Below are 22,875 nucleotides of genomic sequence, written 5' to 3'. Positions count from 1 at the left end.
GATCCGCACCGTCGACTGCGGTGCGTGACGCCCGACACCGCCGATTGGCCCCACCCCGTCGCACCGGCCACACTCGGTCCTCACGGCGACGGCGCCGGGAGAAGGAGTCCGTGTGCAGCAGCTGTCCGGTCTGGACGCGGTGTTCCTCGCCGCCGAGAACGACCACCAGGTCACCCACGTCAGCCAGCTGGTCGTGCTCGACAAGCCCGACCCCGACTACGAGCCCTACCCGGCCTGGCGCCGGCAGCTCGCCGACCGGCTGCACATGCTCGAGCCGCTGCGCCGGCGCCTCGTCGAGGTGCCCCTGGGGCTCGACCACCCGTACTGGATCGCGGACCCCGACTTCGACCTCGACTTCCACGTCCGGCACTCGGCGGTGCCCCCGCCCGGCACCGACGAGCAGCTCGACGCGCTCGTCGGCCGCCTGGTCGCCGGGCCGATGGACCGCGAGCACCCGCTGTGGGTCTCGCACGTCATCGAGGGGCTCGCGCCCACCGAGGACTCCCCGCACGGCCGGTTCGCCCTGCTCACGATGGTCCACCACGCCGCGATCGACGGGGCGTCGGGCGCCGAGCTCCTCGCGCTGATGCTCGACGACACCCCCGACGCCGAGCGCCCCGCCCACGCCGGGGAGTGGACCCCGGAGGACCCGCCGTCGTACGCGGGCCTGCTCGGCCGCGCGGCCTGGCACGGTGCCCTGCGCCCGGGGCGGGCGCTGCTGCTCGCGGCCCGCGCCGGCCAGCAGATGGCGGCCGCGACCCGCCACCCCGCGGTGGTCGACCTCGCCGACCGGGTGCGCGCGAGCCTGCGCGGCCCGGTGGGGACGGTGCTCAACCTCGGACGCGAGCGCGACCCCGACGCCGACCCGCCGCGCCTCCCCCCGACCCCCGCCCCGGTGACCCCGTTCAACGCGCCGATCAGCCGGTACCGCCGCTTCGCGCACCGCTCGGTGCCGCTGAGCGAGATCAAGGAGGCCGGGAAGGCCACCGGCGCCACGGTCAACGACGTCGTCGTCGCCGCCTGCGCGGGGGCGCTGCGCCACTACCTGCTCGAGCACGGCGCGCTCCCCGACTCCCCGCTCTCCGCGATGATCCCGGTCTCGCTGCGCACGGGCGAGGAGGACGACATGTGGACCAACCGGGTGTCGGCCACGGTCACCACGCTGCCCACCGACCTCGACGACGCCGGCGAGCGCCTGTCCGCCGCGCACATCGCGCTGAAGACCGCGAAGGCCGTCTTCGCGGCGGGCCCGGGGAACCTCGCCCCCGAGGGCGCGGGCCTCGGCTGGCCGGCGATCACCACGCTCATCAGCCGGGTCACGACGAGCTGGGCGTCGCGCGGGCTGCTGCCGTTCAACGTGATCATCTCGAACGTGCCGGGCCCCCAGGAGCCGCTCTACATGGCGGGCGCCCGGGCCCGGCACTACTTCCCGGTGAGCGCCGTCGCCGACGGGCAGGGCCTCAACATCACGGTGCAGAGCTACGACGGGTCGGTCGACATCGGCCTCGTCTCCTGCGCCCGCCTGGTGCCCGACCTCGCGCGCCTCAACGAGTTGATCGTGGAGGAGTTCGCGACGCTGCACGCCCTGGCGTCGTCGTGAGCGCCCGCGACCGGCTGGTGGCGCTGCTCGCCGAGCCACCGGCCGATCGCGGCGGGCCCTGGCTCGACCTCGTGGAGGGACGTCCGGGCTCCCGCGGCCGCCTGCAGGACGCCTGGGAGAGCACCACCGGCGCCGGCGGCTACGACGGGGTGCTCGGCATCGGCGACCGGGTGGAGGCCTACGTCCCCGACCTGCTCGGCGGCTCGCTGCTGCGCTCCTTCTACCGCGTCGACGAGCGGCTCGGGCTGGCCGGCGGCGAGACGGTGCTCGACCTGGCATGCGGTCCGGGCACCCTCACCCGGCGGCTGGCGCGGGCGGTGGGGCGGCGCGGGCTGGTGATCGGGGCCGACCTCTCGGAGCCGATGCTCGAGCGCGCCGCGCGGTCCACGCCCTTCGCCCAGGTCGACTTCGCGCGCATGGACGCGATGGACCTCCCGCTGCGCGACGCGACGGTCGACGCGCTCTCCTGCTCGCTGTGCCTGCACCTGGTGCCCGACCTCGCGACGTCGCTCGCCGAGATCACCCGCGTGCTGCGCCCGGGCGGGTCCGCGGCGTTCGCGGTCCCGGCGCACGCGCCCGGCCCGCTGCGGGCGTTCTCCGAGGTCCTGGCGCAGGTCGGTCAGGCGCGGTTCTTCGGGCCCGGCGACCTGGCCTCGACCCTGCGCCGCCGGGGGTTCTCGGAGGTGCGGGAACGGTCGCTCGGCGGCATCCGGGTCGTCGACGCGGTCGCCCCGGTCTGACCCCGTCCCGGTGTCAGCACTGCGGCCATGCTGACACCGGACGTCACATCCGCCGCCACCACGATCAGCGCCGCAGGGCCCGCCGCACCCCGTCGAGGACGAGGAGCGCGCCCCCGACCGCCGCGACGACCCCGTAGGCCGCGAGCACGTCGCTCGGCCGGTGCCACCCCGCCGCGATCACCGACACCGACGCCCCGGCGACCACGACGAGCCCCACGGCACCGGCCACGGCCCGGAGCGCCGCCGGCAGGACGAGCAGCGTCGCCACGACGAGCGCGCTGATCACCGTCACGTGCCCGCTCGGCAGCGAGTTCTCGCCCATGCCCTCGCGGGGCAGCACGGCCTTGAGGCCCTGCGTGAGCACCTGCGAGGTCAGCACCAGGACCACACCCGCGGCGGCCGCCCCGGGCCGTCGTCGGGACAGCCCGATCCCGACGACCGCGAGCAGCGCGAGCCCCACCGTCGCGACGCTCACCAGGTGCAGCAGCCCGAGGATCTCCGAGCGGGCGGCGGAGAACGCGTCCTCCGTCGCGACCATCACGCCGTGGTCGAGCCGCCGGCCCGAGCCGCGGTCGACCAGCAGCAGCCAGCTCGCCGCGGTGAGCGCCGTGCCGAGCACGCCCAGGACGAGCCCGCCGACGACGCGACCGGCCCACGCGCCCCGCTGCCGGAGGACCGGGTGCAGCGGGACGGTGGGTCGGGTGGCGATCGTCGTCATGGCTCCAGAATCCCCACCGGACCTGAGACCCCGGTGAGAACCGCCGGTGGATCAGCGGTAGGCGCCCTTCGCGTGGCCGTAGACGATGATGTTGTCCTCGTAGTTGCGGGTCGCGCCGTCGAAGTCCCCGCCGCAGGTGATCAGCCGGATCTCGGGGCCGGCGGTGGGGCCGTAGACGGTCGCGGTGGGGAACGCCTGCTTCGAGGCCTCCTCGACGCGGTCCACCACGAAGGTCACCGACGTGCGGTCGGCGCGGTGCACCACGACCTCGTCGCCGGCCTTCATCTCCTTCAGGTCGGCGAACCCGCCCTTCTGACCGCCGTAGTTGACGTGCGAGGCGAACACGGCGGGCCCGTCCGTCCCGGGCGCGGAGCCCTTGGCGAACCAGCCGACGGTCGCCGCGTCCGGCGGGACCTGCAACGAGAGGTCCTCGTTGAACCCGAGCTTCATGATCGAGTCCCGGGTGACGCCGATGGCGGGGATCTCGAGGCCGACCGGCGCGGAGGCCGCCAGCGGCAGCGACTCCGACTGCGCCCCGGCGGGGACCGAGGCGGTCGTCGTGCCGGTCCGCGCCGACCCGGGGCCCGAGCTGATCACCGCGAGCACGCCGAGCGCCACGAGCAGGGCCACGGCCCAGACGAGGAGGTTGGACCGCTTGGTCTCGGTCACCGGTCGGCCATCTCTTCCCGACGATCCTCGTCCGCCGGCTCTTCCCGACGACCCAGCGTGCCGGCCACGGTAGCCAGCGCCAGACCGGCCAGCGCACCCGCGGCACCGGGCTCGACGCCGGGCGCGGAGTCACCGGTGGCGACCCCACCCTGCGGGTAGCCCTCGTAGTCGGCGGTCACGGTGTCGTAGTCGCGGGGGTTGTCCTCGCAGGCCTCGCCGTCGTTGTCACCGTCGAGGTTGTTCGGGTCGGACGAGTCCTCCGCCAGGATCTGCTGGGCCCGCTCGTAGGAGACCTCGGGGCAGTCGACGTCGTCGCGGCCGTCCGCGTGGTGCCCGTGGTGGGTGTACTCCAGGCCGTGGCAGAGCCGGTCGAGGGCGTGGGCCAGCGAGGGCAGGTCGGGGTAGGTCGACGACGAGCCGAACGAGCCGGGCAGCGCCCCGCAGAACGAGGCGAACTGGCCGCTGATGGCGTCGATCGCGTCCGCGCCGACCTTCACCCTGCTGGCGAGGAACAAGCAGGCGTCCCGCGGGCTGGTGAACGAGCCGCTCGAGGGGAGCGCCGGGATCGGCAGATTGCCCAGGTTCAGGTTGCCGACCGGCAGGTTCTTCAGCGCGTCGGTGATCGGGAGACCGGCCGGCAGCTGGAAGCCGGTCAGGCCGGCGAGGGAGCTGGTGACGGCCGGGGTCGCGATCGCCGGGACGTTCGCGGGCGGCGCGGCGGCAGCTGCCGAAGTCTTCGCATCAGCGGCCTTCTCAGCGGCCTTGTCGGCGGCGGCCACCTTGTCAGCGGCGGCCTTGTCAGCGGCGGCCTTATCAGCGGCCGAGGAGTTCGTCGTCGTGGTGTTGCCTCCGGTGACTGCATCGGAGCCGCCGACGGCCGAGCCGGTGTCCGGGATCGTCGGGATGACCTCCGGCGTCGTCGGGGCGGACGTCACGGTCGACCCGACACACCCCAGGGCGGTCGGGTCGAACGTCTGCCCGGCGGAGCAGGAGACCAGCGTGTCGCCGTCTGCTGCGAACGCGACTCCCGGGGCGATCACCGCCGCCCCCACGAGGCCCGCCATCAGGATCGCGGCTGCGCGAATCCCGGTCCCAGATGCCACTGCAGTCTCCTCGATCACCACCCGCCTCGGCGCGGGCCGTTCGAGGAGCGCATCGCGCGGACCCCACGCGCTCGTTACACCGATCCCGTCATGGCCGCTCCGCCGAGAGGGCCAATCCCACCTGATCGGGCGGCGGCCGGAGCACCGAGTGGGCGCTCAGGGCTCCCCGAACAGCCCTGGGCGCCCACTCGCCAACGGCGACCTCACCGAGTGGGCGCTCAGGGCTGCCCGAACAGCCGTGGGCGCCCAGTCGCAGGCCTCACCTCCGAACGGGCGACCGCCCGCGGCGCCGGCGGGCCACCATGTGCCCCGCGACCAGCCGGGCCGGGCTCTCACGCAGGCAGATCGAGACCCCGGCGTCGAGCATCGTCACGATGCGCCCGGTCGGGGCGGTCCGGGGAAGCAGCACCACGGCCTCGGCTCCCGGCTGGCGCTCGAGGACGTCGGCCACGAGGGCCGGGTCGGGGTCGACGAGGACGACGAAGTCGACGCACGGGTGGTGCGAGGGCCGGTCGGTGCCGACGACGCGCCACGAGGTGGGGACGACGTCGGCGAGCATCCGCGCGATCGAGCGCGACGCGACGACCTCGACGGTCGCCGGGGCGTCGTCGACCAGCCGGGCGTCCGGTGCCTGCTCCCCCGACCCGCCGGAGCCGCTGCGCGGTCGGGGCACGGGCGCCGGGACCGCGTGCCGTCCGGACCGCAGCGAGAACCTCATGCCCCGATGCTGCGCCGCGTTCCTTGCTGCTCCCTGAGCGCCGTCTGTGGGTTGGCGGCGGGACGCGGACACGCCGACGCGGCGGCGTCCGGGGGAGGACACCGCCGCGTCGGCTCGCCACCGCTCGCGCTCAGGCGAGCGGCCGGGCCAGGTCGTAGACGGTCCGCCCGCCCACGTCGAGCTTCGTGAAGTGGGTGGTCACCCACGTCGTGATCTCCCCGCTGGTCCCACGGGCCGCCCGGTCGCCCCCGCGGTCGCCCGCCCCGGGGAAGCCGGCGCCGCCGGGCCCCCCGCCCTCGACGAAGTAGCGGACCTGGCCGGTCGCGACGTCCTCCTGGAACTGGGCGAGCGTGGGGGCCGGGTCGCTGCCGCTGAAGCCGCCGAGCGCCATCACCGGCACGCCCGAGGACAGCTGGATCGACGCCTGGCTCATCGCGCCCGTCGTGGCCGCGGCCCACCGGGTGCCCGCGCCCTGCAGCAGCTCGACGAGCTGCGGCGACGCCTGCTCGCCCTCCGGCCCGCCGCGCGTCCCGGCGTCGGCCCGGGCGCGGTCACCGCGGGCCCCGCCCGGGAAGCCCGTGCCGTGCGGTCCAGCGCTGACGATCGAGCCGGTGTGCGGGGTGAGGGCCGTGACCGCCGCGTACGCGGTCGAGGCGCCGACGGTCCCGACGAGCGCCAGCACCGTCACGACGACCGCCGTGGCCCGCCGGGCGACCAGCCGCGGGACCAGCAGACCGATCGCGCCGAGGACTCCGGCCGCGAGCACCACCCACCGCAGCCAGAGGGCCCAGTCGGCCTGGGTGAGCAGCAGCGCGCTCACCACCGCCGTGCCGAGCACCGTCACCGCGAGCACACGCCAGGCCTGTTCGCGCCGGAGGATCGACGCGCCGGCGGCCACCGTGATCGCGACGCCGGGGACCATGGCGACCGTGTAGTAGGGGTGGATGATCCCGCTCATCGCGGAGAAGACCACCGCGTGGACGAGCATCCAGGCGCCGCCGAGGAGCAGCAGGGCGCGCGACCGGTCGGGGCGCGGGGCCCGCCGGGCGAACCAGAGGCCGGCCACCAGCACGACGAGGCCCGCGGGCAGCAGCCACGAGGCGTTGCCGGCGAACTCCGCGGTGAAGAGCCGCTGCACGCCGGGGCTGCCGCCGAAGGCGCCCCCGCCCGGGCCGCCCGGGCCACCGGGGGGCATGCCACCGGGGGGCATGCCACCGGGCAGAGCGGCCGGCATCCCGCCGGGCGCGCCGCCCCGGGCACCACCGCGGCCACCGCCCTCGCCGCCGAGGATCCGGGAGAGCCCGTTGTAGCCGAGGGCCAGCTGCAGCAGCGAGTTGTCGGTCGAGCCACCGATGTAGGGCCGCTCGGACGCGGGCCAGAGCTCGACCAGCAGCACGTACCACCCGGCCGAGACGACGACCGCGACCCCGGCCGCGACCAGATCGGCGAGCCGCCGGCGCATCGTCGTCGGGGCCACCAGCAGGTGGACCAGCGCGAGGCCGGGGACGACGAGCAGGACCTGCAACTGCTTCGTCAGGAACCCGAGACCGATCAGCGCGCCCGCCGCGACGAGCCACCACGTCCCGGCCCGGCGGCCGGCGGCGTCGACCGCGCGCACGGTCGCGTACGCGGCGCCGACCATGCAGAGCACGAGCATGGCGTCGGGGTTGTCGAACCGGAACATGAGCGCCGCGACCGGCATGGACGCGGTCAGGCCGGCGGCGGCGAGCGCGGTGCGCGGACCCGACCAGCGCCGGACGATCGCGTACACCAGCGCCACCGTCGCGACGCCCATGAGGGCCTGCGGGACGAGCAGCGACCACGAGCTGAAGCCGAAGACGCGCCCGGAGAACGCCATGACCCACAGCGAGGCCGGCGGCTTGTCGACGGTGATCAGCCCGGGGGCGTCGAGGGCGCCGAACAGCCACGCCTTCCACGACTGCGTACCGGCCTGCACGGCCGCGGCGTAGAAGGAGTTGGCGTAGCCCGACGCGCCCAGGTTCCACAGGTAGGTCACCGCCGTGGCGGCGAGGAGCGTCCAGTAGACGGGGCGGACCCAGCGGGGGTCGGCCGGGGGCGACCCGGCGGGGTCCTCGGCGGGCGGTGCGGACGCGGGGGCGTCGGCGACGGTGCTCATGGCGGGGTGGGGCTCCCGGGACTCAGGCGTGGTGGGGGCGTTCGGGACGTCGAGTGTCAGCAAGGCCGCAGTGCTGACACCGGGGTTCAGGCGGACTGGCGGCGCGGGTGGAACACCCAGGCGCGGTAGGCGACGAACCGCAGCACCGTGGCGACGGCGTTGGCGATCACCAGCACCCCGAGCTCGGTCGTCGGCGAGGCCCCGGGCAGGACGACGCCGAGCAGGGCCAGCGACCCGGAGGTCAGGGCGAGCCCGAGCCCGAAGACGACGAGGCCCTCCACCTGGCTGCGCCCGGCGTGCCGGCGCCCGCGGATGCCGAAGGTGAGCCGCCGGTTGGCCGCGGTGTTGGCGACGGCGGTGACGACGAGCGCGACCAGGTTCGACAGCTGGGCGGGCAGGACCGTGCGGGCGAGCGAGTAGAGCAGCAGGAACGCGAGGGTGGAGATCACCCCGATCACGGCGAAGCGCACGATCTGGGCGGTGGTCCCCGGAGCCACACCGGCCGCCGAGTCGGCGTCCCCGATCGGCCCGCGACCGAACTCGCGGCGCAGCTCGGCCACCGGCAGCGCGCCGGTCGCCAGGGCGCGGCCGACCCGGGCCACCCCCTTGAGGTCGGTGACCGCCGTCGCGAGGACGTCGACCCGCGAGTCGGGGTCGTCCACCCAGTCGACCGGGACCTCGTGGATGCGCAGGCCCGAGCGCTCGGCGAGGACCAGGAGCTCGGTGTCGAAGAACCAGCCCGTGTCCTCGACGAGCGGCAGCAGCCGCTGCGCGACGTCGCGGCGGATCGCCTTGAACCCGCACTGCGCGTCGGAGAACCGCGTCCGCAGCGTCCCGCGCAGCAGCACGTTGTAGCAGCGCGAGATGATCTCCCGCTTCGCGCCGCGGACCACCCGCGAGGTGCGCGAGAGCCGGGAACCGATCGCGAGGTCGGAGTGCCCGGAGATCAGCGGGGCGACCAGGGGCAGCAGCGCGTTGAGGTCGGTCGAGAGATCGACGTCCATGTAGGCGAGCACCGGGGCGTCCGAGGCCGACCAGACCGTGTGCAGCGCCCGACCTCGCCCCTTGCGGTCGAGGTGGACCACGGCGACCTCGGCGAAACGGGCCGCGAGGTCCTCCGCGACGACGAGGGTGCGGTCGGTCGAGGCGTTGTCGGCGACCGTGATGCGGAACCGGTAGGGGAACGCCGCGGTGAGGTGGGCGTGCAGCCGCTCGACGCAGGGGGCGAGGTCGCGCTCCTCGTCGAACACGGGGACGACGACGTCGAGCACGGGGGTGCCGGGGACCGGCTCGATCGCGGGCCGGGCCAGCGGTCGGGGAACGAGTGCCGTGGTCATGTCCCCACCGTCGGAGCCGGAGGTGGACGGACGGTGGGTCCCGGCTGTGATCGTCCTGTGCGCCGGGCCCCGGCGGTGTGCGTGTCCCCGGCGTCCGGTTCGTCCCGCCTACCACCCGCTCTCTCAGCAAGTTCGCAGACTCCCCCACAGCGGTCGCTCAGACGACGGGAGTTCAGTCGGGGACATGACCGACCAGGACCCGTTCGCCAGGGCCGAGCAGCCCGGCGCACCCGCCCACTCCGCCGGCCCGGCCCCGCGTGACGGGTCCGCGACGGCGGGAGTGCGCTACGAACCCGCCACCAACCCCGGCGGCACCGCCACGATGCCGCGCACGGACCAGCACTGGCAGCCGCCCGCGGGCCCGCTCCAGAACCCGCCCCAGGGTCCGCCGCCGCAGGGCCCGCCCCAGGACCCGGCGACCGGGGGAGGCGGCGGCGGACGCCGTCGTCGGAGCCCGGTCGTGCTCGTCTCGGCCGCGCTGGCGGCGCTGCTCGTCGCGGGCGGGGTCGGCGGCGTGGTCGGCTACGAGGCGGCGAGCGCCGGCGGCGCCGGCACCTCCGTCCTCTCCTCGGGCGGCTCGGGCTCGTCGTCGGTGACCGCACCGGCCGGGAGCGTCGAGGCGGTCGCGCAGAAGGTGCTGCCGAGCGTCGTGCAGCTGCGCGGCGCCTCGGGCGAGGGCTCGGGCATCGTCATCTCGGCCGACGGCCTCATCCTCACCAACGCCCACGTCCTCGAGGCCGGTCAGGCGCAGCAGCCGTCCGCCGGCGGCGGGCTGGGCGGCCTGCTCGGCGGCCAGCAGCCGCAGCAGCAGGCCGCGCCGCAGCTGCAGGCCGTGTTCCAGGACGGTCGGACCGCGCCGGTGCAGGTGGTGGGCACCGACGCCACCGCCGACCTCGCCGTGGTCCGGGCCGTCGGGACGTCCGGGCTCACGCCGGTCGAGCTGGGCAGCTCCTCGCAGCTGCAGGTCGGCCAGGGCGTCGTCGCGGTCGGCTCCCCGCTGGGCCTCTCGGGCACCGTCACCAGCGGCATCGTCTCCGCGCTGCAGCGCCCGGTCGTCGCGGGCGGCGAGGGCTCGGGCCAGGCGACCGTCACCGACGCGATCCAGACCGACGCCGCCATCAACCCCGGCAACTCCGGCGGCGCGCTCGTCGACATGGACGGTCGCGTCGTCGGCATCACCTCGTCGATCGCGTCGCTGGGCAGCTCGTCGGGCGGTCAGTCGGGCTCGATCGGCCTCGGCTTCGCCATCCCGATCGACCAGGCCAAGCGGATCGGCGACCAGCTCGCCCAGCAGGGCTTCGCGACGCAGGCCGTGATGGGGATCGGGGTCGGCCAGTCGCAGCGGGGCGTCGCGGAGAACGGCGCGACGATCAGCACCGTCACCCCGGGCGGGCCCGCGGCGGCCGCCGGCCTGCAGCCTGGCGACGTCGTCACGCGGGTGAACGACCGGGTGATCGACGACGGCGACTCCCTCGTCGCGGCGGTCCGCACCCAGGAGCCGGGCGCGCAGGTGACGCTCACGGTGCAGTCGCAGGGCGGGGCCGAGCGTCAGGTGCCCGTCACCCTCGGCACGGAGCGCGCTCCCTCGAGCTGAGGTGCCTGTCGGCCTGTGAGCACTGATCCGTGTCCGGGCACGGATCAGTGCTCACGAGGGCTCCGCCCACCCCCTGTACAGAACCGGACATAGCCACCAGTGTGATCACGACCACCACGTGTCGTCCCGGGGAGCATGTCCATGACCGAGACCAGAACACCCTTCGTCGGCCAGAGCCTCCCGCGTCGGGAGGACGAGGCCCTGATCACCGGTCGGGGCACGTGGACCGACGACATCACCCCGCCCGGCACGGTGCACCTCGCGATCGTCCGCAGCCCGGTCGCGCACGCGCGGATCACCGGGATCGCCGTCGCGGCGGCGCGGGAGCAGCCGGGCGTGGTCGCGGTGTTCACCGGCGAGGACCTGGCGGGCGAGTTCCTGGCCGGCATCCCCACAGGGTGGCCGGTCACCGAGGACATCCTGGTCCCCGACCACGCGCCGCTCGCCCGCGGCGAGGTCAACCACGTCGGCGACGGGGTCGCGGTGGTCGTCGCGACCAGCCCCACCGCCGCCCGGGACGCGAGCGAGCTGGTGGTCGTCGACTACGACGAGCTGCCCGCGGTCGTCGACGTCGAGGCCGCGCTGGAGCCGGGGTCGCCGCTGGTCCACGAGCAGTTCGGCACCAACCACTGCTACACCTGGCCGCTCGCGGTCGGCGACGTCGACGCCGCGTTCGCCGAGGCCGACGTGGTCGTCGAGGGCCGCTACCTGCAGCAGCGGGTGCTGCCGAGCCCGATGGAGACCCGCGGCGTCGTCGTGACCCCCGACGCGTACGGCGGCGGGTTCACCGTCCACACCTCCACCCAGGTCCCGCACTTCGTCCGCGACATCCTCGCCGCGATCTGCGGGGTGTCGGACACGAAGCTCCGCGTCGTCGCCCCGGACGTCGGCGGCGGGTTCGGCGCGAAGCTCAACGTCTACGCCGAGGAGGCCCTGGCCCTCGTCCTCGCGCGGCGGCTCCGGACGCCGGTCAAGTGGACCGAGACCCGCTCCGAGCACCACGTCGCCACCACCCACGGCCGCGGCCAGGTGCAGTACATGACGATCGGCGCGACGAGGGACGGCCGCATCCTCGGGATGCGCATCCGGCTGATCGCCGACATGGGCGCCTACCTCCAGCTGCTCACGCCGGGCATCGCGGTGTTCGGGGCGTTCACCTACTGCGGGCTCTACGACTTCGGGGCCTACGACTTCGAGTGCCGCGGCGTGTTCACCAACCTCACGCCCACCGACGCCTACCGCGGTGCCGGGCGCTCCGAGGCCGCCTACGCCCACGAGCGGATCCTCGACGACCTCGCCCGCGCCCTGGAGATGGACCCCGCCGAGCTGCGGCTGCGCAACCTGCACCCCGCGTTCTCCGAGCCGCGGACCGTCCCGAGCGGCGTCGCCTACGACTCCGGCGACTACGAGCCCTGCATGCGCCGGGCCCTGGAGCTCGTCGACTACGACGCGCTGCGCGCCGAGCAGGCCGAGCGCCGTCGCGCGGGCGACCACGTGGAGCTCGGCATCGGGATCGGGAACTTCACCGAGTCGGGCGGGCTCTCGCCGTCGAAGGTGGCCGCCGGGGTGCGGCTGCAGTCGGGCGGGTGGGAGGCCGCGACGGTCCGCATGACGACGGCCGGGCGCGCCGAGGTGGTCACCGGCACCAGCCCGCACGGGCAGGGCCACGAGACGGCCTGGGCGCAGATCACCGCGGACGCGCTGGGCATCGACCCGGGCGACATCGAGGTCCTGCACTCGGACACGATGATCGCCCCGTTCGGCCGCGACACCTACGGCTCCCGCAGCCTCGCCGTCGGCGGCACCGCGGTGTTCGGGGCGGCCGAGAAGGTCGTCGCGAAGGCCCGGCAGATCGCCGCGCACCTGCTCGAGGCCGCCGAGGAGGACCTCGAGTTCGCCGGTGGCGCGTTCTCCGTCCGCGGGACCGAGGCCTCGGTGACCATCCAGGAGGTCGCCGGCGCCGCGTCGCTCGCGGCGAACCTTCCCGAGGGCATGGAGCCCAACCTCACCGCCGACTACCACTTCGACCCGCCGAACTTCACGTGGCCGTTCGGCACCCACATCTGCGTGGTCGAGGTCGACACCGAGACCGGCTTCACGATGATACGCCGCTTCGTCGCCGTCGACGACTGCGGCCGGATCGTCAACCCGACGATCGTCGACGGGCAGCTGCACGGCGGCATCGCCCAGGGCATCGCGCAGGCCCTCTACGAGCACGCCACCTTCGACGAGAACGGGCAGCCGACCTCGGCGACGATGGCCGACTACGCGATCCCCGCGGCGAGCGACCTGCCCGCCTTCGACCTCGAGCAGCGCGTGACGCTCTCGCCCACCAACCCGATGGGGGTGAAGGGGATCGGCGAGTCGGGCGCGATCGGGTCGTCGCCCGCGGTGGTGAACGCGGTCATCGACGCGCTCGCGGCGCGCGGGGTCACCCACCTCGACATGCCGACGACGCCGCAGCAGGTCTGGCGTGCCCTCGCCGACGCGGCCAAGGTGGCCTGATGGCAGCCGATCAGACCACCGGCGAGGCGGGGATCCGCTACGACCACGGCGGGGACGAGTTCGTCTACGCCGAGGTCTCCACCGCGATGAGCCTGCCCGCGCACTTCACCGCCCTGGCGATCACCCGGCGCCTCGCGGAGGAGGCCATCCCCGGCGTCGAGGAGATCTGCCCGTCGAACGCCTCGTACATGATCCGCGTCGACCCCGACCGCCTGCACCCGCGCGACCTGGTCCGCGAGCTGCAGCGCCTGGAGTCCGAGGTGGGCGACAAGGCCTCCGAGGACCCCGACTTCACCGTCGACACCCGCATCGTCGACGTGCCGATCATGCTGAACGACCCGTGGACCCACGAGGTCCTCATGAAGTTCCGCGACCGGCACCAGGACCCCACGGGCACCGACCTCGACTACGGCGCCCGCATCAACGGCTACGACAGCACCGAGGCGTTCATCGACGCGCTCGCCGGCTCGCCCTACCTCGTCACGATGATGGGCTTCGTCCCCGGGCTGCCGTGGTGCTTCCAGCTCGTGCCCCGCGAGCGGCAGGTCGAGGTGCCCAAGTACGTCCGGCCGCGCACCGAGACCCCGGAGCGGGCGTTCGGCTTCGGCGGCGCGTTCGCGGTCATCTACCCGGTCAAGGGCGCGGGCGGCTACCAGCTCTTCGGCTCGGCGCCGGCGCCGATCTTCGACGCCGCGCAGGAGCAGCCCGACTTCGCCGAGAACGACGCGGTGACGTTCTTCCGCCACGGCGACGTCATCAACTTCCGGCGGGTCGACGAGTCCGGGTACGACGAGGTCCGCGAGCAGGTCGCCGACAAGCAGTGGCGGTACCGGACCGCGCCGGTCGAGTTCTCCCCGAGCCGCTTCCTCGCCGACCCCGACGGGACGAACGCCGCGATGCTGGAGGCCCTGTACCGATGAGCATCCTCGTGCACGACCCGGGCCTCGAGACGACGGTCCAGGACACCGGCCGGTTCGGCCACTACGCGATCGGCTTCCCGCCCTCGGGCGCCCTCGACTCGTTCGCCTACCACGTGGGCAACGCGCTGGTGGGGAACGCGCCCGGCGCCGCCGCGCTCGAGGCCGTCTACCTGGGGCCGACCCTGGAGTTCACCGAGGACACGGTCATCGCGGTGACCGGCGCCGACATCCCCGCGACCCTCGACGGCGAGGCGATCCCGCTGTGGGAGTCGGTCGCCGTGCGGGCGGGCCAGACGCTCGCGTTCGGGCAGCTCGCGGGCGGCGCGCGGCCCTATCTCGCGGTGGCCGGCGGCATCGACGTGCCGCAGGTCTACGGCAGCCGCTCGACCTACACCCTCGTCGGGATGGGTGGCTTCGGCGGCCGGGGCGTCGCCGAGGGCGACGAGCTGACCCTGGGCGACGACGCGGTCGCGCCGAGGGCGGGACGGCGGCTTCCCGACGACGACGTCCCGGTGCACCCGCAGACCGCCGAGCTCCGGCTGCTGATCGGCCTGCACTCCTACCGGCTCACCCCCGACAGCCTCGAGCGCTTCACCGACACCGCGTGGAAGGTGACCCCCGACGCCAACCGGGTCGGCTACCGCTACCGCGGCGCCGAGCTGGAGTTCGTCCCGCGCGAGCAGCCCTTCGGGGCGGGCAGCGACCCGGCGAACGTCACCGACTGCGGCTACCCCGTGGGGTCGGTGCAGGTGCCGGGCGGGGTCGAGCCGATCGTCCTGCTGCAGGACGCCGTGACCGGCGGCGGCTACGCGACCCTCGGGACCGTCGTCTCGGTCGACCGCGACCGGCTCGCGCAGACCAAGACCGGCGACCGCACCCGGTTCGTGGCCGTCGACCTCGACGAGGCGCTCACCATCCGCCGCGACCGCGCGGCGCAGCTCGACCGCATCCGCACCGCCCTGAGCTGAGGAGACCGAGCATGGGCCACACGATCACCGCGAAGACCCCGGGCGTCTTCTACCGGAAGCCTTCTCCCGACGCCGAGCCCTACGTCGCCGACGGCGCGACGGTCGCCGAGGGCGACGTCATCGGCCTCATCGAGGTGATGAAGACCTACCGCGAGGTGAAGGCCGACGCCGCCGGCACCGTGACCACCTGGCACGTGGAGGACGAGGACGAGGTCTCGATCGGCCAGGAGCTGGTGGAGATCGACACGTGACCGTCACGACGGTGCTGGTGGCCAACCGCGGGGAGATCGCCCTGCGGATCGTCCGGGCCTGCCGCGACCTCGGGCTGCGCTCGGTGGCGGTCTACTCCGACGCGGACGCGAACGCGGCCCACGTCCGGCACGCCGACGCCGCGGTGCACGTCGGGAAGTCCTCGGCGTCGAAGAGCTACCTGAACGTCGACGCCCTGCTCGCGGCGGCCGCCGAGGCGGGCGTCGACGCCGTCCACCCCGGCTACGGCTTCCTCTCCGAGAACGCCGACTTCGCCCGGGCGGTGGCCGACGCCGGGCTGACCTGGGTCGGGCCCCCGGCCGAGGTGATCGAGCGGATGGGCGACAAGGCCGCCGCCCGGGCCACGGCGGAGGCCGCCGGGGTGCCGGTGGTGCCCGGCAGCGGGGTCGTCGCCTCGGTCGACGACGCGGTCGCGGCGGCCGGGCAGGTCGGCTACCCCGTGCTCGTCAAGGCCTCCGCCGGGGGCGGCGGGCGCGGCATCCGTCCGGCGTCGGACGAGTCCGAGCTGCGGAAGGTGGTCGACGAGGCCCGGCGCGAGGCGTCGTCGGCGTTCGGCTCCGACGCGGTCTATGTCGAGCGGGCGTTGCAGCACCCGAAGCACGTCGAGGTGCAGCTGCTCGCCGACACCCAGGGCGGCGTCGTGCACGTCGGCGAGCGCGACTGCTCGCTGCAGCGTCGTCGGCAGAAGCTCGTCGAGGAGGCCCCGGCACCCGGCCTCGACCCGGCGCTGCGCGAGCGGATGTGCACCGCGGCGGTCTCGCTGGCGCGCGAGGTCGGCTACGTCGGCGCGGGGACGGTCGAGTTCCTGGTGGAGGGCGGGGAGTTCTTCTTCATCGAGATGAACACCCGCATCCAGGTCGAGCACCCCGTCTCCGAGCTGGTGACGGGCGTCGACCTGGTGGCCGAGCAGCTCCGGGTCGCGGGCGGCGAGGCGCTCTCGGTGACCCAGGACGACGTCGTCGTGCGGGGCGCGGCGATCGAGTTCCGCGTCAACGCCGAGGACCCCGACGACGACTTCCTGCCCTCGCCCGGGGAGATCACCGCCCTCGAGCTGCCGGGCGGACCGGGCGTGCGCGTCGACACCGCACTGGCCGTCGGCGACGTGATCCCGCCGTTCTACGACTCGATGGTCGCGAAGCTCGCCGTCTGGGGCCCCGACCGCGCCACCGCGCTCGCCCGGGCCCGCCGAGCGCTGGCCGAGTACCGGGTGGAGGGCGTCCCGACGACGATCGGCCTGCACCGCCGCCTCGTCGACGAACCCGCCCTCGTCGACGGCGACCACGACATCACCACGCTGGAGCGGCTGCTCGGTTAGAGCAGCTGGATCGCCGGCACCCGCTCGACCCCGAGCTCGTCGAAGCGGGCCACGATCGCCGCGCAGATGTCGGGCGAGTTCGGCCGGTCGCCGTGCAGGCAGATGGTGTCGACCTCGACGTCGAGGTGCTTGCCCGAGGTCGAGGTCACGTGGCCCTCGAGCAGGTCGACGGCCTGCTGCGCGACGACCGCCGGGTCCTTCGCCAGCGGGGCGGGCTCGACGATGATCCGGGCGTCGTCGTCGTAGGCGAGGTCGGCGAACCCCTCGCGGGCCACCTTCGCGCCGAGGGAACGGGCGAGGTCGGCGGTCGGTCCGGCGAGCCAGAAGAGCATGAGGTCGGGGTCGAGGCGCAGGACGGCCTCGGTGATGGCGGTGGTGATCGCGTCGTCGGTCAGCGCCATGCCGTAGAGCGCGCCGTGCGGCTTGACGTGGACCACCTCGGCGCCCTCCACCGCGGCGGTCGCCTGCAGGGCACCGACCTGGTAGACGACGATCTGCGCGGCCTCGTCGGGACGCAGGGCCATGCGGCGCCGACCGAAGCCGACGAGGTCGGGCAGGCCCGGGTGCGCGCCGATCGCGGTGTTCGTCGCGGCCGCGGTGCGGACGGCCTCGCGCATCGTCACGGGGTCGCTCGCGTGGTAGCCGCAGGCGACGTTCACCGAGGTCACGTGTTCCATGAGCGCGGTGTCGTGCCCGAGCTTCCAGAGCCCGAGGCTCTCGCCCGCGTCGGCGTTGAGGTCGATCCGCATCTGCATGGTGGCCTCCGGTTCCGGGGTCGGCGTCGTGCCCGCCCACGGTCCCACGCGGGCAGACTCGGGCGCGTGCCCTTCGACGAGCGCGTCCTGATCGACGGCCCGCAGCCGGTCGTCCCCGAGATCGTGGAGTACGACGGGACCTGGCCCGCGGCCTTCGAGGAGCAGCGGGACCGGATCACGGCCGCGCTCGGGGCGCGGGCCCTCGTCGTCGAGCACATCGGCTCGACGTCGGTACCCGGGCTGGGCGCGAAGGACGTCGTCGACGTCCTCGTCGTGGTGACGATCCCGAGGACGAGGCCGCCTACCTGGGTGACCTCGAGGTCGCCGGGTACGAGCTCAAGGTCCGCGAGCCCGGGCACCGCGCGCTGCGGCAGACGTCGGGTCGGCGCGTCAACGTCCACTGCTACGCGCCCGGGGTCCGCGAGATCGAGGACTACCGGCTCCTGCGCGAGCACCTTCGGGCCGACCCGGAGGCGCGACGGCGCTACGAGGCGGTCAAGCGGGAGCTGGCCGGACGCGAGTGGCCGGACATGAACCACTACGCCGAGGCGAAGGGCCCGGTCATCCGGGAGCTGCTGCGGGGTGCCAGAGGCACGTGAGCACTGATCCGTGCGTGGGCGCGGATCAGTGCTCACAGGCGCGCAGCGCACCCCCTAGGACACGCACCCCGGCGCGGCCGCGGTGATCGGCGGGGTGACCGGGGCGGGGGCGGAGGACGCGAGCGTCGTCGGGACGGTCCCGGTCTCCGCGGACGCCGACCCGGAGTCGGACGTGCCCTCCTCGGCGGCCTTCGCGCGCGCGGCGTCGGAGGTGCCGATCGGCTCGGGCACGGGCAGGCGGGCGCCGGAGTCGAGGGCGATCGCGTCGTCCACGAACTGCCGCACCTGGGTGGGGTCGACCCGCACGGACTGCCCGTCGGCCTCGGTGACGATGTCGGTGCTGCCGGTGGGGATCGTGCGGAAGGTGACCGACCCGGCGCTCAGGTCCTGCAGCTGGGAGGCGAAGGCGAGCACGTTCCAGCCGGCGTCGAGCGTGACGGCGCGGGACATCACGCCGGAGAGCCGGTCGAGCGCGAACGGGTTGGCCAGGACACCGGCCGAGAGCAGCCGGTTGGTGGCGCTGGCGAGGAACACCTGCTGGCGGGCGATGCGGTCGAGGTCGCCGTTCGGGAGGCCGTGGCGCTGGCGGACGAACGCGAGGGCCTGCGCGCCGGAGACCTCCTGCGGGCCACCGGGCAGCGCGAGACCGGAGTACGGGTCGTCGACCGGGGCGCGCAGGCAGACCGGGACGCCGCCGATGGCCTGGCTGACGTCGGCGAAGCCCGCGAGGTTCACCGAGGCGTAGTGGGTGATCCGCAGGCCGGTGAGTGCCTCGACCGTGCCGATCGTGGTGCGCGCGCCGGCCTCGAGGGCGGCCCGGCGCACCGCCGGGTCGTCGGGCGAGGCCTGGCCCGCCGACTGCGGCGCGAAGGGGGACGTGGCCGCCCCGCCCTTGCTCGAGCCGGTGAGCGAGTCGGTGGTGAACTGCACCGCCCGCGAGTACGCCGAGTTGATCTTGTGCTTGCCGTAGCCGTCGGCGAGCTGGACGTAGGAGTCGCGGGGGATCGAGATCGCCGAGGCGCGCCCGCCGCCCGCCGGGATGTGCACCACGGTGATCGAGTCGGCCGTGTCGCCGCCGTCCGAGCCGTCGCCCGCGTGCAGCGCGTCGAGCAGCGCGGGCGGCAGCGGGTTGCCCTGCGGGTCGGTGCGGCTGTCGATCCCCAGCAGCAGGATGTTCTGCTCGGCCGTCGGCGGGGCCGGCGTCTCGATGACGGACGCCGCCGCCGTGGATCGATCCAGCTCGCGCACCTGGATCCAGGCGAACGCCGACACGACGAGGACCGCCGCGGACACCACCACGACGAGGCCACGCAGGAGCAAGCGCACACACCGCCCCGCCGTCGTGGTTCCGCTCACCCCGTCATGGTTCCCGTTCCGGGGCCGATCGTCACCGTGAGGTGCGACGTATCCGGACTCGATTCGCACGAGCGACCCACCTGCGCCTCACACCGGCCCGCGGGCCACGCTCGGTCGTCGCCACTGGATCGGTCCAGTCGCTCACAGGAGCCGCACAAGGTCGCCCCAGGAACCGGACATCGGGGCCCGGGAGGGTCGGGACCATGACGACGACGACCCACCTCCGCGCCGGACCCCGGCCCGCCGCCCGCACGGGGCCCGGGCGTCACGGTCACCCGTCCGGGCGACCGACCCGGCGGTGGCGCGGCCCCGCCCTCGCGCCCGCGTGGGAGCGCCCCCTGCTGCTCGCCCTGCTCCTCGGCACCGCGCTGCTCTACCTGTGGGACCTCGGTGCCACCGGGACCGCCAACTCCTTCTACGCGGCGGCGGTCCAGGCGGGCACGCAGTCGTGGAAGGCGCTGCTGTTCGGATCGCTCGACGCCTCGAACTTCATCACCGTCGACAAGCCCCCGGCCGCACTGTGGGTGATGGGGCTGTCGGCACGCCTGTTCGGCTTCTCCTCCTGGTCGTTGCTCGTGCCGCAGGCCCTCATGGGGATCGCCTCGGTGGCCCTGCTCCGGACGGCCGTGCGCCGCTGGGCCGGGTCCGCCGCGGGCCTCATCGCCGGGGCGCTCCTCGCCCTCACCCCGGTCGCGGTCCTGATGTTCCGGTTCGACAACCCCGACGCCCTGCTCGTGCTCTGCATGACCGCGGCCGCCCACGCCGCGGTCCGCGCGGTCGACGTCGCGCATCGTCGGGCCGGGCCGTGGTGGACCGCGGCCGCCGGCGCCCTGCTCGGCCTCGGCTTCCTGACGAAGATGCTGCAGGCCTGGCTGGTCCTCCCCGCACTGGCGGCCGTCATCGTGCTCGCGGCCGCGGTGCCCTGGCGGCGCCGCCTGCTCATGCTCGTCGTCGGGCTGGGCGCGATGGTCGCGTCGGTGGCCTGGTACGTCGCGCTGGTCGACCTCTGGCCGGCCGACTCCCGCCCCTACATCGGCGGCTCCACCGACGACTCGTTCCTCGACCTGGTCCTCGGCTACAACGGCCTCGGGCGGATCCTCGGCGGCGAGGGCAACGGCGGCGGTGGCGGAGCCGGCGGGTCGGGCAGCACCGGGTTCGGCGGCACCGCCGGCATCGCCCGGATGTTCAACGAGTCGTTCGGCGGCCAGATCAGCTGGTTCCTCCCGGCCGCACTGATCGTCCTCGTGGCGGGCCTGTGGCTGACCCGGCGCGAGGGCCGGACCGACCGCACCCGGGCCGCGCTCGTGCTCTGGGGCGGCTGGCTGCTGGTGCACGCCGTGGTCTTCAGTCTGATGAGCGGCACGATCCACGCCTACTACGCGGTGGCGATGGCGCCCGGGCTCGCGGGCACGCTCGCCGTCGGCGGGACGCTGCTGTGGCGCCGCCGCGAGCAGCTGCTCGCCCGGCTCTCGCTGGTGGCCGCGCTCGCCGCGACCGCCGCCTGGAGCGTGGTGCTGCTGCGGCGGACGCCCGACTTCCTGCCCTGGCTGCGCTGGGTGGTGGCGATCGTCGGCGCCGTCGCGGTGCTGGGCCTGCTCGCCGGGCTCCTGACGCGCGGTGCCTGGGCCCGCCGGGCGCTGCCGGTCCTGCTGGTCGGCGCCGTGCTCGCCGGCGCCGGCGGGTCGGTGGCCTACGCGGTGGACACCGCGGCGACCCCCCACTCCGGCTCGATCGTCTCCGCCGGGCCGTCGTCGGGCTCCGGGGACACGGACGCCGGGCCCGGTGGTGGGCAGGGCGGCGGACAGGGTGGGCCGCCGCCGTCCGGGCAGCGCCCCGACGGCGGCGGCGGTCCCGGTGGGATGACGACGACCTCCGCGGAGCTGACCGCCCTGCTGCAGGGCTCCGGAACCACGTGGTCGGCCGCGGTGGTCGGCTCCCAGGGCGCCGCGACCCTCGAGCTCGCGACGAACACCGCCGTGATGGCGATCGGCGGCTGGAGCGGGACGGACGCCGCCCCGACGCTCGCCGGGTTCCAGGCGATGGTCGCCGCCGGCGACGTCCACTGGTTCGTCGGCTCCGGCGAGGGCGGCGGCATGGGCGACCGGGGCGGCTCGGACTCGGTGGGGTCGCAGATCGCGGCCTGGGTGGCGGCGAACTACACCGCCACCACCGTCGGCGGGCAGACCGTCTACGACCTCACGGGCCCGACGGCGAGCTGACCCCCTCCGGCCCGGTCACCGCCGCGGTGGCCGGGCCGGCCACCTCGAGGGGGTGGGCCAGCTCGTCGGGCCCGAGCCGGCCCAGCGCGAGCGCCACCGCCCCGACCAGCACCGGGCCGAGCCCGGCCACGAGGAACACCGGTGTCAGCCCGACGACGACGCTCGCGGGGCCGGCCAGCGCCATGGAGACCGGCATGAACGCCAGGGACACGAAGAAGTCGAGGCTCGACACCCGCCCGAGCAGCACGGGCGGGACGCGGCGCTGCAGCAGCGTCCCCCAGACCACCTGCGGGGCGTTGAACAGCGCCCCGACGACGAGGGCCGCCGCGGCCATGGGGACGAGCGACGTCGCGAGGCCGAAGACGACCATCGGCACGCAGCCGAGCGCCCACATCGAGATCATCGCGGTGAGGTAGCGGCGCGGGAGGCGCAGCGACCCGGCGAGCAGCGAGCCGACCGCGCCGCCGACCCCGAACATCGCGAGGACGACCGCGTGCTCCGTGGGGCCGCCGCCCGCACGGTCCTTGATCGCGAACGGCACCAGCACCTCCATGGGCCCCAGCACGACGAGGACCATCAGCGAGGCGAACAGCAGCGTCACGAGCAGCCAGCGCGTGCGGACCATGTAGCGGAAGCCCTCGCGCAGGTCGGCCAGCGCGGACGGCGCGCCGGCCCCCGCGGCGGGAGCCGCGGTCGTCGTCCGGGGCAGCCCGACCGCGCAGCCGAGCGCCGCGGCGGCGGACACGGCGACCGCGACCATCGCGGGACCGGGGCCGGCCGCCGCGACGACCACCCCGGCGAGGGCCGGCCCGACGGCGCTGACCAGCACCGGCCGGAGCATGCCCTCGAGCCCGTTGACCGCCTGCAGCTCCCCGGCGGGCACCAGGCGCGGCACGAGCGCCGAGTAGGCCGGGAACAGCAGCCCGCCCGCGACGCCGACGGCGGCCGCGGCCACGACGAGAGCCGGGAGACCGAGCAGGCCCGTGAGCGACAGGACGGCGACGGCCCCGACCGCGCCGGCCTGCAGCACCCCGACCAGCACGAGGATCCGTCGCTGGGGCACCCGGTCGGCCAGGACCCCGCCGGGCAGCGCCGTCAGCAGCGTGCCGGCCGCGAGCGCGCCGCTGACCACCGACAGCTCGACCGGCCCGCCGCCGAGCGCGACGACCTGCCAGACCAGGGCCACCACCCAGAGGCCCTCGGCGAGCATCGAGCCCACGAGGTTGCCCGCCAGCCACCGGTAGGCCGGGTGGCGCAGCGGGCGCACCGCCCTCGGAACCCTCACGCGTGCCCCCTCCCCGACATCGAGGGCGAGGGTAGGACGGAGCGGACGGCCGGGGCGCCCCTTTTCC

Annotated in this window: 18 protein-coding genes and 1 pseudogene; 10 read left to right on the top strand and 9 right to left on the bottom strand. The window is 74.9% G+C overall.

The annotated features are described in order from the left end of the window. Positions 1–112 precede the first annotated feature (112 nt). The gene (locus tag ACFPBZ_RS23800) at positions 113–1,600 is read left to right on the top strand and encodes a WS/DGAT/MGAT family O-acyltransferase (RefSeq protein ID WP_378038593.1); all 1,488 of its coding nucleotides are present in this window, start codon (positions 113–115) and stop codon (positions 1,598–1,600) included. Beyond that, positions 1,597–2,340 carry a methyltransferase domain-containing protein gene (locus ACFPBZ_RS23795; protein ID WP_378038592.1) on the top strand — a complete coding sequence of 248 codons (744 nt, stop codon included), beginning with the start codon at positions 1,597–1,599 and terminating at the stop codon, positions 2,338–2,340. The genes ACFPBZ_RS23800 and ACFPBZ_RS23795 overlap by 4 nt, the downstream gene beginning before the upstream one ends. 64 nt (positions 2,341–2,404) lie before the next feature. On the opposite strand, the gene ACFPBZ_RS23790 is transcribed toward ACFPBZ_RS23795, so the two are convergent. The 6 genes from ACFPBZ_RS23790 to ACFPBZ_RS23765 form a co-directional block, all read right to left on the bottom strand. Then, positions 2,405–3,058 (bottom strand): phosphatase PAP2 family protein, encoded by a 654-nt coding sequence (locus tag ACFPBZ_RS23790; protein ID WP_378038591.1) that lies wholly within the window; start codon positions 3,056–3,058, stop codon positions 2,405–2,407. 51 nt (positions 3,059–3,109) lie between these two features. Beyond that, positions 3,110–3,727 (bottom strand): class F sortase, encoded by a 618-nt coding sequence (locus ACFPBZ_RS23785; protein ID WP_378038590.1) that lies wholly within the window; start codon positions 3,725–3,727, stop codon positions 3,110–3,112. After that, entirely contained in the window at positions 3,724–4,830 is a 1,107-nt protein-coding gene (locus ACFPBZ_RS23780) for a hypothetical protein (protein WP_378038589.1), read from the bottom strand. Before ACFPBZ_RS23780 ends, ACFPBZ_RS23785 begins: the two co-directional genes overlap by 4 nt. 259 nt (positions 4,831–5,089) lie before the next feature. Then, positions 5,090–5,548: a hypothetical protein gene (locus ACFPBZ_RS23775; protein ID WP_378038588.1), complete on the bottom strand. Its 459-nt coding sequence runs from the start codon at positions 5,546–5,548 to the stop codon at positions 5,090–5,092. A gap of 130 nt (positions 5,549–5,678) precedes the next feature. Continuing rightward, positions 5,679–7,685: an ArnT family glycosyltransferase gene (locus ACFPBZ_RS23770; RefSeq protein ID WP_378038587.1), complete on the bottom strand. Its 2,007-nt coding sequence runs from the start codon at positions 7,683–7,685 to the stop codon at positions 5,679–5,681. Between the two features lie 86 nt (positions 7,686–7,771). Continuing rightward, complete coding sequence (locus ACFPBZ_RS23765; protein ID WP_378038586.1) at positions 7,772–9,022, bottom strand: bifunctional glycosyltransferase family 2/GtrA family protein; 1,251 nt, start codon at positions 9,020–9,022, stop codon at positions 7,772–7,774. A 184-nt stretch (positions 9,023–9,206) separates the two neighbouring features. Here ACFPBZ_RS23765 and ACFPBZ_RS23760 point away from each other — a divergent pair, with 184 nt between their 5' ends. The 6 genes from ACFPBZ_RS23760 to ACFPBZ_RS23735 all read left to right on the top strand — a co-directional run bounded on the left by ACFPBZ_RS23760 (position 9,207) and on the right by ACFPBZ_RS23735 (position 16,594). Continuing rightward, the gene (locus ACFPBZ_RS23760) at positions 9,207–10,616 is read left to right on the top strand and encodes a S1C family serine protease (protein WP_378038585.1); all 1,410 of its coding nucleotides are present in this window, start codon (positions 9,207–9,209) and stop codon (positions 10,614–10,616) included. A gap of 141 nt (positions 10,617–10,757) precedes the next feature. Continuing rightward, complete coding sequence (locus ACFPBZ_RS23755) at positions 10,758–13,121, top strand: xanthine dehydrogenase family protein molybdopterin-binding subunit (protein ID WP_378038584.1); 2,364 nt, start codon at positions 10,758–10,760, stop codon at positions 13,119–13,121. Continuing rightward, a complete protein-coding gene (locus tag ACFPBZ_RS23750) occupies positions 13,121–14,041 on the top strand; it encodes a 5-oxoprolinase subunit B family protein (protein ID WP_378038583.1) in 921 nt (306 codons plus the stop codon). Before ACFPBZ_RS23755 ends, ACFPBZ_RS23750 begins: the two co-directional genes overlap by 1 nt. After that, complete coding sequence (locus ACFPBZ_RS23745; protein WP_378038582.1) at positions 14,038–15,009, top strand: 5-oxoprolinase subunit C family protein; 972 nt, start codon at positions 14,038–14,040, stop codon at positions 15,007–15,009. Before ACFPBZ_RS23750 ends, ACFPBZ_RS23745 begins: the two co-directional genes overlap by 4 nt. Positions 15,010–15,020: 11 nt before the next feature. Continuing rightward, positions 15,021–15,260: an acetyl-CoA carboxylase gene (locus ACFPBZ_RS23740; protein WP_378038581.1), complete on the top strand. Its 240-nt coding sequence runs from the start codon at positions 15,021–15,023 to the stop codon at positions 15,258–15,260. After that, positions 15,257–16,594, top strand: coding sequence for an acetyl-CoA carboxylase biotin carboxylase subunit (locus ACFPBZ_RS23735; protein WP_378038580.1), 1,338 nt, complete (start codon positions 15,257–15,259; stop codon positions 16,592–16,594). Before ACFPBZ_RS23740 ends, ACFPBZ_RS23735 begins: the two co-directional genes overlap by 4 nt. Here the strand turns inward: ACFPBZ_RS23735 and ACFPBZ_RS23730 are convergent. Beyond that, positions 16,591–17,349 (bottom strand): LamB/YcsF family protein, encoded by a 759-nt coding sequence (locus tag ACFPBZ_RS23730; protein ID WP_378038579.1) that lies wholly within the window; start codon positions 17,347–17,349, stop codon positions 16,591–16,593. The two genes, ACFPBZ_RS23735 and ACFPBZ_RS23730, sit on opposite strands and share 4 nt — an antisense overlap. On the opposite strand from ACFPBZ_RS23730, the pseudogene ACFPBZ_RS23725 reads away from it, so the two are divergent. Next, positions 17,230–17,948: pseudogene (locus tag ACFPBZ_RS23725) on the top strand (GrpB family protein). The gene ACFPBZ_RS23730 and the pseudogene ACFPBZ_RS23725 sit on opposite strands and share 120 nt — an antisense overlap. A gap of 54 nt (positions 17,949–18,002) precedes the next feature. Here ACFPBZ_RS23725 and ACFPBZ_RS23720 read toward each other — a convergent pair. Then, complete coding sequence (locus ACFPBZ_RS23720; protein WP_378038605.1) at positions 18,003–19,274, bottom strand: LCP family protein; 1,272 nt, start codon at positions 19,272–19,274, stop codon at positions 18,003–18,005. A gap of 233 nt (positions 19,275–19,507) precedes the next feature. Between ACFPBZ_RS23720 and ACFPBZ_RS23715 the strand changes: the two genes are divergently transcribed. Then, positions 19,508–21,523, top strand: coding sequence for an ArnT family glycosyltransferase (locus ACFPBZ_RS23715; protein ID WP_378038578.1), 2,016 nt, complete (start codon positions 19,508–19,510; stop codon positions 21,521–21,523). On the opposite strand, the gene ACFPBZ_RS23710 is transcribed toward ACFPBZ_RS23715, so the two are convergent. Then, the gene (locus ACFPBZ_RS23710) at positions 21,501–22,808 is read right to left on the bottom strand and encodes an MFS transporter (RefSeq protein WP_378038577.1); all 1,308 of its coding nucleotides are present in this window, start codon (positions 22,806–22,808) and stop codon (positions 21,501–21,503) included. The two genes, ACFPBZ_RS23715 and ACFPBZ_RS23710, sit on opposite strands and share 23 nt — an antisense overlap. Between the last annotated feature and the right edge of the window lie 67 nt (positions 22,809–22,875).

Source organism: Actinomycetospora atypica, from assembly GCF_042653685.1.
In the GTDB taxonomy this organism is placed as follows: domain Bacteria; phylum Actinomycetota; class Actinomycetes; order Mycobacteriales; family Pseudonocardiaceae; genus Actinomycetospora; species Actinomycetospora atypica.
The sequence above is the reverse complement of the archived record's forward strand: the minus strand, read 5'-3'. Positions and strand labels throughout refer to the sequence as shown.